Origin of the sequence: Paraburkholderia sp. RL17-380-BIE-A (assembly GCF_046028085.1) — a bacterium.
Classification (GTDB): domain Bacteria; phylum Pseudomonadota; class Gammaproteobacteria; order Burkholderiales; family Burkholderiaceae; genus Paraburkholderia.
Window position 1 is genome coordinate 210,956 of record NZ_JARESQ010000008.1, and the last position, 14,542, is coordinate 225,497.

The window sequence follows — 14,542 nt, forward strand, 5'->3', positions numbered from 1 at the left end:
TGAACCAGCGTCGAACGCCCATTCGCGCGCGGTATCGTGCCGCGCTAATGGGCGTTTCCACGTTCGGCGGTTCAGTCTTTCGCGTACAGCGTCGAGTCCGCGAAGCCTTCGGCGGCGAGCACCTGGCCGACCAGAATCAGCGCGGTCCGCTCGATGGAACTCGACTGCACTTTGCCGACGATATCGTCGAGCGTGCCGGTGATCTTCTCCTCGTCCGGCCAGCTCGCGCGATAGATCACCGCGACCGGACACGCGCCGCCGTAATGCGGCCGCAATTCATCGACGATGCGCGCAAGATGCCGCACGCCGAGATGAATCGCCATCGTCGCGCGGTGCCGCGCAAGGTCAGCGAGCTGTTCGCCTTCCGGCATGCTGGTTTTGTTCGCGAAGCGCGTGAGAATCAGCGTCTGCGAAACATCGGGCAGCGTGAGTTCGCAGCCCAGCGCCGCCGCGCAGGCGGCCGTGGCGGTCACGCCCGGCACGATCTCATAGGGGATATGCAATTCGCGCAGTCTGCGGATCTGTTCGCCGATCGCGCCGTACAACGACGGATCGCCCGAATGCACGCGCGCCACGTCCTGGCCTTTGGCGTGCGCCGCCGCGAGCAGCGCGACGATCTGATCGAGATCGAGTTCGGCGGTGTTGACGACCTGCGCGGCCGCATGACCTTCGAGCACCGCGGCCGGCACGAGGGAACCCGCGTACAGGATCACCGGGCAACTGCGCACGAGCCGCTGCCCTTTCACCGTGATCAGTTCCGGGTCGCCCGGACCGGCGCCGATAAAAAACACCGTCATTCATTACTCCATGATTCGTTAGCGCGGCATGGCAGGCATGCGCGATTCAGGCGGAAGCTCAATGCGCCGCTTGCAGCGCTTCGAGCAGGTCGGCTATGCGCTCGAACTCCCGATCCGCCGCCGGCAACTCGGGCCGGCGCAACATCACGACCGGCAAACCCCGCTCACGCGCGACTTCGAGTTTTGCCTCGGTCGCGTTGCCGCCGCTGTTTTTACTCACCACCACGTCGAAGGCTTGCAGGGCGAACAGCGCGCGTTCGCCTTCGAGCGTGAATGGGCCGCGCGCCGCGATAATGCGCGCACGCGCCGTGTCCTCGTGCGAATCGAGACAACGCACGGTCCAGAACTGATGCGGGGGAATCTCGTCGAGATGCGCAAGCGGTTCGCGGCCGAGCGTGAAGAGCGGCTTCCTGAACGGCGCAAGCGCATCCGCGAGCGCGGCCCAGTCACCGACCATGCGCCAATCGTCGCCGGCTTGCGGCTGCCAGGCCGGACGGCGCAGCGCCCAATACGGCACACGCGCGACGCGGCTCGCCTGTGCCGCATTCGCGCTGATTTGCGCGGCATACGGATGCGTCGCGTCGAGCACGAGGCCAATGCCCTCACTGTCGATGTAACGCGCCAGGCCCTCGCTGCCGCCGAAACCGCCCACGCGCACCGAGCACGAGAGATCGCCCGGCACCTTGCCAAGGCCGGCGAGACTGTACACGTGGACGGGATCGTTGAGTTCGCGAGCGATCCGCAACGCGTCGCCGGTGCCGCCGAGCAGCAGAATCCGCTTCATTGCGCGGCTCCGATCAGGTTGCCCTGGCGGTCGATCGCGAACATTTCCACGTGGACCTGCGGCGGCACGATATCGCGCGCCACGGCCAGCGCATGCCGGCAGACGATATCGCCGAGCGGCACCTGCTGCTCACGCGCCAATGCAACCGCCTGCTGGCTCGTATTGGCCGCGCGAATCGCCGCCTGAAGCGCGGCGTCGGCGCCGTGTTCGGCCGCCCACTGCGCGAGCCGTTCAAGATCGATGCTCGAATGACGGCTATGCAGATCGAGATGCCCCGCCGCCAGTTTGCTGAGTTTGCCGAAGCCGCCGCACACGCTCAGACGCTCGACCGGCGCGCGCTTCATATGCTTGAGCACCGCACCGACGAAGTCGCCCATTTCGATCAGCGCGATATCCGGCAGACCGTAGTGCGCGCGCATCGCGTCCTCGCTGGCGTTGCCGGTGCAGGCGGCAAGATGCGTGTAGCCGTTGGCGCGCGCTACATCGATGCCCTGATGGATCGACGCGATATACGCCGAGCACGAAAACGGCCGCACGATGCCGGTGGTGCCGAGGATCGACAGACCGCCGAGAATGCCGAGACGCGGGTTCATCGTTTTCAGCGCGAGCGCTTCGCCGCCTTCCACGCCGATCGTGACCTCGAAGCCGCCGCCATAGGCATGCTCCGCCGCGAGTTCGGCCAGATGCTCGGTCATCATTCTGCGCGGCACGGGGTTGATCGCCGGTTCGCCAACCGGCAGCGTCAGTCCCGCACGCGTCACCGTGCCGACGCCCGGCCCCGCGCGAAACGTCACGCCCGGCGTGGCGACGAGGCGCACGCGCGCGAATACGAGCGCGCCATGCGTGACGTCGGGATCGTCGCCGGCGTCCTTGATGGTGCCGGCTTCGGCGCCGCCGGCGCCATCGTCGATCAGGCGGCAGAACACCAGCGGCATCGGCACATGCTGGCCCTTGGGCAATACGATCTCCGCGACGTCGCTGGCCACGCCCGCGAGCAGCAGACGCGCCGCCGCCAGCGACGTCGCGGTGGCGCAACTGCCGGTCGTGTAGCCGCTACGCAGCGGCGCGGGTTGTTCGGGCGTTTCTTCGCGCATCAGGGTTCTTGGGGTGAGTCGGGGTTCCTCACAGCACCTTCGGCCGGTTTGGTCACATCCAGCAGCGTGATTGGCAGCGCCTGCCGCCACGTATCGAACCCGCCGAGCGGTTGCGCGTCCGCGAGCGCGATCCGCGTCAACGTGCCGCCGTGCCGCTCGCGCCATGCCGCCAGCGCCGCTTCGCCTTGCAACGTGACCGCGTTGGCGACCAGCCGGCCGCCCTCACGCAGACCGGCCCAGCACGCTTCGAGCACACCCGGCACCGTCGCACCGCCGCCGATGAACACGGCATCCGGCCCCGGCAGCCCTTGCAACGCGGCAGGCGCGCGGCCCGCGACGAGTTGCAGGGTCGGCACGCCCAACGCATCGCGATTATGTTCGATGAAGCGCTGACGCTCCGCATGCCCTTCAATTGCGATCGCCCGGCACGTCGGATGCGCGCGCATCCATTCAATGCCGATCGAGCCGCTGCCCGCGCCCACGTCCCACAGCAATTCGCCGGGCGCCGGCGCGAGACGCGCGAGCGTGATCGCGCGCACATCGCGCTTGGTCAACTGGCCGTCGTGGCGAAAGGCGTCGTCGGGCAAACCGCAGGTCAGCGGCAAACGCGGCGCGCCCTCGGTGGCACGGCAGTCGAGCGCGATCAGATTCAGCGCGGCCATCTCACCCGCCGGCCATTGATCCGCCCGGCCGTCGATGCGCCGCTCCAACTCGCCGCCCAGGTGTTCCAGCACGCTCATACGGGTCGCACCGAAACCGCGGGCGTTGAGCAACTCCGCGAGCGCGGCGGGCGTGCGACCGTCCGCGCTCAGCACGAACACGCGCGCGCCGTCGTGCAGATGCGCGTTCAACGTCGCCAACGGCCGGCCCACCAGCGACACCGTCGCGACGTCCTGCAACGGCCAGCCGAGGCGCGCAGCGGCCAGCGACAACGATGACGGCGCGGGCAGCACGCGCAACTCTCCTGCCGGCAACTGTCGCGCGAGCGTCGCGCCCACGCCGAACAGCATCGGATCGCCGCTCGCCAGCACGCACACTGCGCCGCCACGCTCAGCCAGCAAAGGCGCGAGATCGAACGGACGCGGCCACGCGGCACGGCGCGCGGCGAGCCGCGCGGGCAGCATCGCCAGATGACGTTCGCCGCCGTAGACCACCGACGCTTCCAGCAAAGCACGCCGCGCGGGCCTTCCCAAACCGGCGAAACCGTCGTCGCCTATGCCCACCACCGTCAGCCACGCCGGCATGCACCCATCCTCATTCTGTGTCTTCAAATAGTCCGCTGTACCGCGCCGATCAAAGCGCCCAGCCTCGTTGTGCTGTTCGAAAAAAGGCATAATACAGCCGCCGGTGCCCTTCGGGGCCGAAGAGGGAACACAGTGCCACTGTGGCTGCCCCCGCAACTGTATGCAGCGAGTCCGCCTGCGCTCCACGCCACTGGTTCTACCGGGAAGGCAGCGGCGGCCCATGACCTGCCAGCCAGGAGACCTGCCGGCGAGACTGTTCGTGCCAGCCAACATCGGGCGGGGTGTACCGATGCCGCAGCCATGCCGCTTCACGGCATGCTCGGGCCGTCGCGCGACGCTAAACCGGTGTCCGTCTTGAATCATGCTTCGCCTTCCACCATTGTCTCCGACGCGGCCGCGACGCCGCGGCCCTCGGCGTGTCCGGGGCTGCTGCGCATCGTGGCCGCCCGCGACGGCGGGCTTTGCCGCATCAAACTGCCTGGCGGCGAGTTGAGCGCGGCGCAGGCGCGCGCGATCGCGGATGCCTGCGCACGCCACGCTGCCGGGGCAATCGAGCTGACCAATCGGGCAAATCTGCAGGTGCGTGGGGTCAAGCCGGGTGACGAAGCGGCGTTGATTGCGGCGCTCGTGGCTGCCGGGCTCGGGCCGAGGCCGTCGAGCGGCGCGGCGAAGGCACCGGACACACCAGCGGCAATCGCCGCCGACGACGTGCGCAACGTGATGATCAGCCCCGCTGCCGGACGCGATCCGTCAGCCCTGTTCGACACGCGCCCGCTGTGCGCCGATTTGCTTTCGATGCTGCAAAGCGAAACCCGTTTCGCGGCGCTGTCGCCGAAATTCGCGCTGCTGCTGGACGGCGGTGAACGGCTCGCGAGAGTGGATCATCCGCACGATGTCTGGCTGGCGGCGTCGCAGGAGTCGGACGGCGTGCGATTCGTATTCGGGCTGGCGGGTTGTCCGCCCGCGAGTGCGTGTGCGGGCTCGCCAACGCAGTACGACGATACCGGTTCGCCGGATCTTGCTGCAAAACCCGGTGCGCACAGCACGGCTGCACTGGCCGCGGTTCTGCCTTCACAGGTCCCCGCTCTGGTGCGCGCGCTGCTGCTCACCTTCCTCGAACTCGCCCCCGCCGACGCCACGCGCATGCGTCACCTGCTAGCCGGCCATTGCGCCGACGCGCTCTTGCATCACGCTCAACGGTACGTCCATTTTCCGCTGACGCGAGACGCATCGCTGGCCCACTGGCGTCGAGCCGCGCCCGCCGATGCGAGCCTCCGCCTCGGCGTCCACCCTCAACGGGTGCCCGGAGCCTGGTACGTCGGCGGCCAGCCGCCGCTCGGACGCCTCGACGCCGGCGCCCTGCGCGCCCTCGCCGCGCTTTCCCAGCAGCACGGCAACGGCACACTGCGTTTCACACCCTGGCAAAGCGTGCTGCTGCCCGACATCGCAACGCACGCGGTTCCCGCTGTGCTATCCGGCTTGACCACGCTCGGCCTCGCCACCGATCCCGCGCAAGCCATCACGCGCCTGATTGCCTGCGCCGGATCGAGCGGCTGTGCGAAGAGCCTCGCCGACACCAAGGCCGACGCGCTGCGCCTCGCCGCCCGCCTGCCTGACGGCGTCGATGTGCATCTGAGCGGCTGCTCCCGCTCGTGCGCCGCGGCGCATTGCGCGCCGTACACGCTGCTAGCGGCGGCGCCCGGCCTCTACGACTTTTATCGACGCGACGGACGGCCCGGTTTCGGCCAGTGCGTCGCGCGCCAACTGACGATCGACCAGGCCGCCGACATGTTCGAACGCCTGGCCCGGAGTAACACCGATGCTTGATTACATTCGCGACGGTCAGGAGATCTATCGCCAATCCTTCGCGACGATCCGCGCGGAGGCCGACTTGTCGCGCATTCCCGCCGACCTCGAAAAACTCGCGGTGCGCGTGATCCACGCGTGCGGCATGGTCGATGTGATCGACGACCTGAAGTTCTCCAAAGGCGCGGGCACGGCGGGCCGTGCGGCGCTCGCGCAAGGCGCGCCGATCCTGTGCGATGCCGGCATGGTCGCGCAAGGAATCACGCGTGCGCGGTTGCCGGCCCACAACGAGGTCATCTGCACGCTCACGCACTCGGACGTGCCGTCGCTCGCACGCGAACTCGGCAATACGCGTTCCGCGGCCGCGCTCGAATTGTGGCGGCCGCATCTGGCGGGTAGCGTCGTCGTGATCGGCAATGCGCCGACCGCGCTGTTTCATCTGCTCGATATGCTCGACGCGGGCGCGCCCAGGCCTGCCCTGATCCTAGGCTTTCCGGTGGGCTTTGTCGGCGCGGCCGAATCGAAAGTCATGCTCGCGGAAAACAGTCGCGGTGTGCCCTATGTGATCGTGCACGGCCGTCGCGGCGGCAGCGCCATGGCGGCGGCCGCCGTGAACGCGCTGGCAACGGAGGTCGAATAAATGACCGTGCAAGGACGTTTGTTCGGACTTGGCGTCGGCCCCGGCGACCCGGAACTCATCACGCTGAAAGCACTGCGTTTGCTGAAGGCGGCGCCGGTGGTCGCGTACTTCGTCGCGAAGGGGAAGAAAGGCAACGCGTTCAGCATTATCGAAGCGCATTTACACGACGCGCAGCAGCATCTGCCGCTGGTTTATCCCGTCACTACGGAAGCGCTCGAACCGCCGCTTTCCTACGAAGCGATCATCGCCGATTTCTACGACACCGCCGCCGAAATCGTCGCCGCGCATCTCGACGCGGGTCGTGACGTCGCCGTGATCTGCGAAGGCGATCCGTTCTTCTACGGCTCGTACATGTATTTGCACGACCGGCTCGCGGCGCGCTACGAGAGCGAAGTCGTGCCCGGCGTGTGCTCGATGCTCGGCGGCGCGGCGGTGCTCGGTTCGCCGCTCGTGTACCGCAATCAGAGTTTGTCGGTGCTCTCGGGCGTCCTGCCCGAAGACGAATTGCGCCGGCGTCTCGCCGATGCCGACGCCGCCGTCGTGATGAAACTCGGCCGCAACTTCGACAAGGTGCGGCGCGTGCTGGGCGAACTCGGCCTCGCGGACCGCGCGCTCTACGTCGAACGCGCGACGATGGGCAATCAACGCATCGTTGCGCTCGCCGACGTGGATCCGATGGCGTCGCCGTATTTTTCGTTGCTCGTGGTGCCGGGGGAAAAATGGCAAGGATGAACGCGCCCGCGATCGTGATTCTCGGCGCGGGCGCGTTGGCGACAGCGCGACGCATTCAGGCGCTGTATGCGGATAGCCGGGTGCACGGCTTGCGCGGACGTGTCGAGGCGGACGTGGCTTACAGCGAACTCGGCGCGCATTTGCGGGAACTGTATGCGCGCGGCACGCCGATCGTCGCGTTGTGCGCGGCGGGTATCGTGATTCGCTGCGTCGCGCCGTTGTTGGCGAACAAGGGCGTCGAGCCGCCGGTGCTGGCCGTTGCCGAAGACGGCAGCGCGGTCGTCCCGCTGCTCGGCGGTCTCGCCGGCGTCAACGTGATGGCGCGCGAGATGGCCGCGATGTTAGCCGTGCCGCCTGCCATCACGACGAGCGGCGAATTGCGTTTTGGCACCTGCGTGCTCAATCCGCCTGATGGTTATACGCTCGCCGACGTCGGGCAAGGAAAACGCTTCGTGTCGGATCTGCTGGCTGGCGAAAGCACGCGTATCGAAGGCGACGCGCCGTGGCTCGATGACGCGCAACTGCCCCGCTCCGACTCGGCGCGCCTCGCGATTCGCGTAACGCCGCGTGCGTGGGACGGGCGCGAGGATGAGTTGGTGATTCATCCGCGAAGTGTGGTCGCGGCGGTGATGGGCGCGGGCGCGGGCGCGGGCGCGGGTGCGGGTGCGGGTGCGGGTGCGGGTGCGGGTGCGGGTGCGGGTGCCAGTGCCAGTGCCAGTGCCGGGATTGTGGCCCGCGTGCAGGAGGCACTCGATACGCATGGTCTCGCGCCGCTGTCCCTCGCGGCGTTACTAGCCTCGTCTGAGTGCATGGGCGATCCGGCGCTGGCCGAGGCCGCGGCGAACCTGAATGTGCCGTTGCGCTTCGCGCTGACGCGTCCCGAAGATGGCGAACCGCCGGGCAACCTGCTGCATGCCGCGCTGCGCATTCCCTACGAAACGCTGCACAACGATTCGACGGCAGGTGTCGCGCTTGCGTTGGCGCCGCTCGCCATCGATCCGGACACGATCGGCCGAGTGCGTGGCCGCCTGACCGTGATCGGCCTCGGCCCCGGCAGCGCCGACCTGATGGTGCCCGCCGCGCGCACGGCGCTCAATGAAGCCACCGATATCCTCGGCTACGACACTTACGTGAAAATGGCCGGCCCGTTGCGCGCCGACCAACGCGTGCATGGCACGGACAACCGCGAGGAACTGCAGCGCGCGCGACATGCCTTCGAGTTGGCGAGCGAAGGACGCGCGGTGGTGATGGTGTCCTCGGGCGACCCCGGCGTATTCGCGATGGCCGCGGCGGTGCTAGAAGTGTTAGAGGCCTCGCAGAACACGGACTGGGCGGCGGTCGAGCTATCGATCGTGCCGGGCGTATCGGCGGCGATGGCAACGGCGGCGCAAGCCGGTGCGCCGTTGGGCCACGACTTCTGCATGCTGTCGCTGTCCGACAACCTGAAGCCCTGGGCGATCATCGAAAAGCGCCTTAGGCACGCGGCCGAAGCGGACCTGGTGACGGCGTTCTACAACCCGATCTCGCGCGCACGGCCCTGGCAACTGGATAAAGCGCTGGACATCGTGCGGGAATATCGGGGTGCGCAAACACAGGTAGTGCTGGGCCGGGACATTGGTCGGCCTGGTAGCACGCTGAGGACGATCACGCTGGGCGAACTGCGTTCGTCTGATGTGGACATGCGCACGATGGTAATCGTGGGGTCGTCCACGACACGCAGGTTCGGCAACGCGGACGAAGGCGGCGAGTGGGTTTATACGCCGCGCTGGTATGAGTGAACGTGTGCGCTATAAGGTTTTTCTGCGCATGAACCGACGTATCGCCAGACAGCAAAGAACGACCGGTACGCCGATGCACAGGGTAGCTATTGCCCAATAAAGGTCCATGACGTACAAAATCAAGTTCTCGTCGAGATCTGACCCGGCGCCTTGGCCTGTGGCTGATAGGTAGAATTTGACTACTGCCTTGACTGGAGCGGGTATATGAAGGGGGTATCTCGTAAGCGGACTCGACAGTTGCCAACCAATATTACTCATGACGAGAAGCGCAAATGAACATGCCACGAGCGTTACGGACAAAGGCATCTTAGGTATCGCTTCACCACTCTTTCTGGCAATGAGATAGCGAGACAGCCACCGTTTGAATCCAATTAGTGCCACTGCAATCAGCAATGTGGCGACCGCCCAATAGAGCAGGAACGCAAGCACCTCCATATCGTCTGGATTTCCCAGATATTCAGTGCCGGTGCAGGACAGCCAGAATCGGATAAATGCTTCCACGCTCTCAGGCATTTCCATTGGGAGCATGTCGATAAGATACGTGGTCCGCAAACCAGCAATCGCGGACATCACTATCAAAGCGGTGTAAGTCGCAATGTTGATGAGTGAGCGCTTGTTCATTTGACGTCAACGGTTCCATAGGCCCTCAAGGCAGACCCCGGCACGGGCATCGTCTGTCCTCGCGAACGAATGAATATCTGAAGTCGATCGAATTCATTAGGGCTCGCGATCGTGATACATCCGTGACTCAGCCCGAGGCGCCCGACTGGATGCAACCGGAAGTTACCGCGCTTGATGCCATTGATGTTAGTCGTGTCCCCCGTTGCCGGATTCCAGAGCATGAACCATTTTCGACGATCGGTAGAGCTAACACCCTGCGCGTTCCACCAGTCGTATATCAAGCCCATGTAACCGCCTGACTGACGATCGACGAGATAGTAGGTCCCTTTGGGAATCGGCCCAACGTTTTCCACGGCCGTTTCGTCAGGATTATCCCGCCCTCGACCGGTTCCAGAAAATGCAGTAACTGGCACGGTTCCCTCGCACGTGAAGGTGGAAGTGTTCTTCCCATTAAGAACAAAAGTACACTTGACCGGCATTTCCTCTGCCCCTGCCCCGTCAATTTGCAGTGTTGTTCTTGATATAAAGCGTCGCGGTCACCGCACCGCCGCTTCCCCCCAGCGCGTTCTGCACGAAGTACTCATGCTTCATTGTCGAAAAAGAAAGATGAACCTCTTCGTGGCATTCATCGCCACCGCCGATCGGTTCGACCTGTGTAATGACCACGTCGTGCATCGTGATCTTCAGGTATTCGAATGGCAGTCCCCCGGCCTTGCGCACGGTCAACCGCACCTGATTAATATGCTTGCCCGTGAAACAGAACCTGGTCAGATTCGGACTCGCGCGGTCGAGCTTGTGAGTGAACTCCAGGTCTGAAACGGTAGCCTTTCCCGCGCCGCCGCCGGAACCCGACATCATGGTCGAGGCCTGCGAAACCTTCCAACGCCAACCAATAACGTCGATTTCGTTCAGATGCGACGCGTCCTGCGATTCGCCGTCGATGCCGTCAATCTTGATGAAGGTATCCTGCGCCATGAGCGATCCCCGTGATCCGTGCGACTGTTCAGACGGTCGTCACGCGGACATGCGCACGCATTCGGCACAAGCAGGGGTAACCAATCCTGGCGGAAGGCTCACACCGCAGCGAAGACTCGAATCAATAGTTTCAGGGGAAATGTCTATCGATGGAGATCGGATCTTTCTGCAAATCTGCGTGAGTATTCATCGGCCGCATGTGGCAATTCATGCGGCCTTGCGCGGTGATCGCTGACACCGTGCTTGCGTGGCGCGGCAGCTAGGCCGCCACCTTCAGATCATCAATCGCCCGCTGCCTCACGCCGAGATCGTCCCACAGCTCAGGATGACAAGTGAACACCAGAATCTGATGCCGCGTGGCCGCGTCGATCAGCGCGCGCTTGATGGCGTCGCGTCGCGCGGCGTCGGTATGCACGGCCGCGTCGTCGAGCATCAACAAGGTCGGCCGGCCCGATGCCTTCAGCAAATCCGCATAGGCAAGCCGCGTCAGAATGCCGAGCTGTTCGCGCGTGCCGAAGCTCAGCGCATCGAGCGTGTCCGCACGGCCAAAGCGATCCAGCGTGGCGGGACTCAAATCGTCGCCGAGCGCGATCGTCGACTGCGGGAAAATCCGCTTCAGATAATGCCCGAGCCGTTCGGTCAACGGCGCGCGCAATTGCGCGACTGCGGCGTCGCGTTCGTCCACCAGCACTTCGTCGAGCAGACTCAACGCGCTCGCGCGCAAGCTGAGTTCGTCCCGGCGCCGCGTGGCCTGTTCGACTTTGGCCTTGAGCACCGCCAGACGCTCTCCAAGCCCCGACGCGCCCACGGTCTCCAGTTGGCTGCGCAAGCCCGCGATCCGCACTTGCCGCTCGTTCTGCTCGCTGCGCGCGAGTTCCGCCGACGCGCGATAGCGCTTCGCCTCCGCCGCCGGATCATCGAGGCGCGCGGCTTCCAGCTCGCGCTCACGCCCTTCGCGCTGCTTGCGCAACGACTCGACCTGCACGCGCTGTTCGACGATTTTCGTCTGCCACTGTTCGCGGCTCCGACGGAAAGTTTCGTCGCTCAATTGCGCATCCTTCCGCTGCAACTGAGCCGCAAGTGATTCCGCATTGGCCATGCCGGTCGATCTTTTTTCGGCCGCCTGCGTCAACACTTTTCGCGCAGCCTCCAACGCGTCGCGTGCGATTTCGGCGTTGCGGCGAGCCTCGTCGAGCGGCGCCGCGGTCGAGACGTCGGGCAGACTCGCCAGCCGCTCATTGGCCGCCTGCATGCGCGCCGCAGCCGTTGCCGCCGCCGCGCGCAGTGCCTCGATGCCCTGCGGCGCGTGCACCTCAAGAATCTTCGCCTGGCTTTTCTGCTGGGCGACCAGCGCCTTCCACTGTTCATGCCGCGATTCGCCCTCGCCGAGCGACGCCACACCGAGCGCCTGCAACAACTGCGCATGTTGCGCTTCGAGCGACGCGAGTTCGGACAATCGCGCAGGCAGATCGGAGACACCCGGCACTACCCGCAATTCGCCGAGCGAGCCGAGGCCGATCCGCTTCTCCCCGTCCAGACGTAGCACGCCTTCACCGCTCACCGGTTTATCGTCAACGGTCATCGCGCCGTGCAGGCGGTATTCGATGCGCGTCATCGCGGCTTCGGTGCGCGCGCGCAGCACGCTCAACTCGCTGCCGAGCGCAGCGAGCCGTTTCAGTTTCGCCTCGTCGATTTCGAGCGTGGCCGCGACGCGCGCAGCCTCCAGCATTGCGTCGTTAGCTTTGGCGGCAGCGGCGATCGACGCTTCGAGCCGCTCGCTCTCGGCCCGATAGAGCTCAATCTGGCTGCGCAGATCGGCCACCGTCACTGCCGCATTGGCCAACTCCAGCGCGCGGTTCGCATCGGCGAAAGCCTGCTCGAATTGCGCCACGCTGGCCGCGGCTTGTGCGTGCTCGGCTTGCACCGCCGCCACGCTCGCCCGCAGCGCGTCGAGTTGCTGCCGCTCGCGCGCGACGGCGGCTTCCAGTTCGAGTGCGTTCTGCTCCTGTTGCAACGGCAGCGCCAGTTCGGCCTCACTCGCCTTGAGCGCTTGCGCGAGCCCTTGCAGGTTGCGTTCGAGTTCAGCCGCGGCATCGGCGCGCTGCTGCGCCTGCAAGGCTTTCTGCTCGTGAAGCTCCCAGGGGCGCTTGCGCTGCGTGTCGTCGAAGGCTTCCTGCTGCGCGGCAAGCCGCGCGATGTTCTCCTCGAACTGTTGACGCTGCTGCTCCAGCTCATCGCGCTCTTCGATCAGCCGGGCGAGGGTTTGTTCGGCTTCGGCGAGCGGCCCGGTGGACTTCTGCGTGCGCGCGGTGAGCAGTTGCCGAAGCTCGCGCTGCACGGCGGCGATCAGCGCGTCCTCACCGGCGGATTCGCTGCCGCCCGAGAGTTGCGACAGCGCATCGCGCAAATACTGAGCGGCGTGACTGGTGGAATCGCGCACTTCCTGCGTGCCGCCTTGCTGCACCCACAATAAACCAGGAACGCCCGCATTCTCTGCCTTCAGCGGTCCACGCGCGGCGCGCGAAAAACCCAGCAAGGCCGCGAGCTTGTCTTCAGCTTCATCCTCGCCGAACACGCTCTGGCCGATCTTGAGTTCGCAGCGCTGCCGCGTGACGAACTGCTTCGACAGCCGGCATGCCGCGCCGTCAAGCTCGAAACTCACTTCGACCGACGGCTGTCCGCTCGCCTTGCCCCACGGCAACAGGTCTTTCAGATGCGAGGCCTTGTAGCGCTCCAGAAACACGGCGCGTACGGCTTCGGCAATCGTGCTCTTACCGGCCTCGTTCGGGCCGACGAAAAGATTGAGACCGGGCTGCAGATCGTCGATGACGAGCCGCCCGGTGAACTGCTTGAATTCCTGGATCGCGATACTTTGCAGCTTCATGCGGACCTCGCTTCGCGCGGCAGTTCACGTTGGAAACGCGCCAGAAGCAGCAATGCTTCCGCCGCGCGCTTGACCGCTTGCGGGTCGGACTGCGGGTCTTCCTGCAAGCCACGCAGACGCGCCACCACCTTGGCGAGATAGCCGCTTTGCGCGCCGAGTTCGGCGAGGTCGTCGGCGGTGGGCAGCACTTGCAGGCCGCTCAGATCGACGCGCAAGGCCCGCACGCGGGCGCGCGCTTCTTCCACCGCGACGTGAAGCGCTTCGGCATCGGCGAGCGCGGCCGTGCCGGCGACTGCAACGCGCAGCACATCGTGACTGCCCAGGGTGGCGAGGCGTGCCTTTAGCGCATCCACATCGGTCGGCACGGCGATGGTTTCGTCCCAGCGATGCCATTGATATTGTCCGACCCGCACCGGCTCGACCACCGGCGACGCGCCCGGCTCAGCCAGCGTGACATCGAGCATGAAGCCCGGATCATTGGCCCGGAAGCGGTCCTGCTCGTGTGTGCCGGCATACCACGTGCGCTCGTCGACGCGCAGATGACCGTGCCAGTCGCCGAGCGCCAGATAGTCCAGACGGGCGCTCGCGGCACGCGTCGGCGCGATCGGATTGGACGAGTCGATGCCCTCCTGCAGAATCCCGCTCACGCTGCCGTGCGCGAGCCCGACGCGGTGATAGCCGGGTGGCGTCTGCGTGGTATCGAAGAAACCGGTGGTGTCGTCGTAGGTGATGCGTTGCGTCAGCGGCGCGCACAGCAACGCGCACCGGCAGTCGTCCAGCAACACCACGCCCGGTTCGAGCACCACGCGCACATTCGGCGCGATGCAGTTCAGGCGCTGGGCACGCGTCCATACGCTCTCGACGAGCGCGGCGTCGTGATTGCCCGGCAACATGATCCACGGTCCGGTGAAGCCTTGCAGCGCGCCGAACAGACGGCGAATCACCGTGTCCGAGACCGTTTGCAGATCGAATACGTCGCCGGCCACGAGCACGGCGTCGACTTTGCGCGCGGCGGCTTCGGCGGCGATCCTGCGCACGGTCTCGAAGCGCGCTTCGGCAAGGTGCGCCGCCTCGTCCGGCTCGAACTGGCCGAATTGCGTGCCTATCTGCCAGTCCGCGGTGTGCAGAAACCTGATCACTGTGCCTCCATTCCATTCAATTGCAATCTGCCTCGCCGGGCGAGCCCG

Annotated in this window: 13 protein-coding genes and 1 riboswitch; of the genes, 4 read left to right on the forward strand and 9 right to left on the reverse strand. The window is 65.7% G+C overall.

The window, feature by feature from the left end; all coding sequences use genetic code 11:
• Positions 1-71: 71 nt before the first annotated feature.
• The 4 genes from cobM to cbiE are packed head-to-tail and all read right to left on the reverse strand — an operon-like array spanning position 72 to position 3,919.
• Positions 72-797 (reverse strand): precorrin-4 C(11)-methyltransferase, encoded by a 726-nt coding sequence (cobM, locus tag P0D68_RS16025; RefSeq protein ID WP_408187426.1) that lies wholly within the window; start codon positions 795-797, stop codon positions 72-74.
• Between the two features lie 58 nt (positions 798-855).
• Entirely contained in the window at positions 856-1,581 is a 726-nt protein-coding gene (locus P0D68_RS16030) for a cobalt-precorrin-6A reductase (RefSeq protein WP_408297637.1), read from the reverse strand.
• Positions 1,578-2,675, reverse strand: a complete 1,098-nt coding sequence (locus tag P0D68_RS16035; RefSeq protein WP_408297635.1) for a cobalt-precorrin-5B (C(1))-methyltransferase — start codon at positions 2,673-2,675, stop codon at positions 1,578-1,580. Before P0D68_RS16035 ends, P0D68_RS16030 begins: the two co-directional genes overlap by 4 nt.
• Positions 2,675-3,919 carry a precorrin-6y C5,15-methyltransferase (decarboxylating) subunit CbiE gene (cbiE, locus tag P0D68_RS16040; protein ID WP_408297633.1) on the reverse strand — a complete coding sequence of 415 codons (1,245 nt, stop codon included), beginning with the start codon at positions 3,917-3,919 and terminating at the stop codon, positions 2,675-2,677. The genes P0D68_RS16035 and cbiE overlap by 1 nt, the downstream gene beginning before the upstream one ends.
• A gap of 84 nt (positions 3,920-4,003) precedes the next feature.
• Positions 4,004-4,182, forward strand: a riboswitch (cobalamin riboswitch).
• A 52-nt stretch (positions 4,183-4,234) separates the two neighbouring features.
• On the opposite strand from cbiE, the gene cobG reads away from it, so the two are divergent.
• From cobG to cobJ, 4 genes are read left to right on the forward strand one after another with little or no spacing between them, the layout of a single operon-like run.
• Positions 4,235-5,746: a precorrin-3B synthase gene (cobG, locus tag P0D68_RS16045; RefSeq protein ID WP_408297898.1), complete on the forward strand. Its 1,512-nt coding sequence runs from the start codon at positions 4,235-4,237 to the stop codon at positions 5,744-5,746.
• Positions 5,739-6,365 carry a precorrin-8X methylmutase gene (locus tag P0D68_RS16050; RefSeq protein ID WP_408297631.1) on the forward strand — a complete coding sequence of 209 codons (627 nt, stop codon included), beginning with the start codon at positions 5,739-5,741 and terminating at the stop codon, positions 6,363-6,365. The genes cobG and P0D68_RS16050 overlap by 8 nt, the downstream gene beginning before the upstream one ends.
• Positions 6,366-7,097, forward strand: coding sequence for a precorrin-2 C(20)-methyltransferase (locus P0D68_RS16055; protein WP_091808162.1), 732 nt, complete (start codon positions 6,366-6,368; stop codon positions 7,095-7,097).
• Positions 7,094-8,875, forward strand: coding sequence for a precorrin-3B C(17)-methyltransferase (gene cobJ, locus P0D68_RS16060; RefSeq protein ID WP_408468699.1), 1,782 nt, complete (start codon positions 7,094-7,096; stop codon positions 8,873-8,875). The genes P0D68_RS16055 and cobJ overlap by 4 nt, the downstream gene beginning before the upstream one ends.
• 9 nt (positions 8,876-8,884) lie before the next feature.
• Here the strand turns inward: cobJ and P0D68_RS16065 are convergent, their stop codons facing one another.
• From P0D68_RS16065 to P0D68_RS16085, 5 genes are all read right to left on the reverse strand, one after another.
• Positions 8,885-9,496, reverse strand: a complete 612-nt coding sequence (locus P0D68_RS16065) for a hypothetical protein (RefSeq protein ID WP_408297629.1) — start codon at positions 9,494-9,496, stop codon at positions 8,885-8,887.
• On the reverse strand, positions 9,493-9,975 hold the full coding sequence (locus P0D68_RS16070; RefSeq protein ID WP_408186266.1) for a DUF2778 domain-containing protein: 483 nt from the start codon (positions 9,973-9,975) through the stop codon (positions 9,493-9,495). Before P0D68_RS16070 ends, P0D68_RS16065 begins: the two co-directional genes overlap by 4 nt.
• 19 nt (positions 9,976-9,994) lie before the next feature.
• A complete protein-coding gene (locus P0D68_RS16075) occupies positions 9,995-10,471 on the reverse strand; it encodes an Hcp family type VI secretion system effector (RefSeq protein ID WP_408186265.1) in 477 nt (158 codons plus the stop codon).
• A 259-nt stretch (positions 10,472-10,730) separates the two neighbouring features.
• Entirely contained in the window at positions 10,731-13,355 is a 2,625-nt protein-coding gene (locus P0D68_RS16080) for an AAA family ATPase (RefSeq protein WP_408297625.1), read from the reverse strand.
• Positions 13,352-14,494: a metallophosphoesterase family protein gene (locus tag P0D68_RS16085; protein ID WP_408297623.1), complete on the reverse strand. Its 1,143-nt coding sequence runs from the start codon at positions 14,492-14,494 to the stop codon at positions 13,352-13,354. Before P0D68_RS16085 ends, P0D68_RS16080 begins: the two co-directional genes overlap by 4 nt.
• Positions 14,495-14,542: the final 48 nt, after the last annotated feature.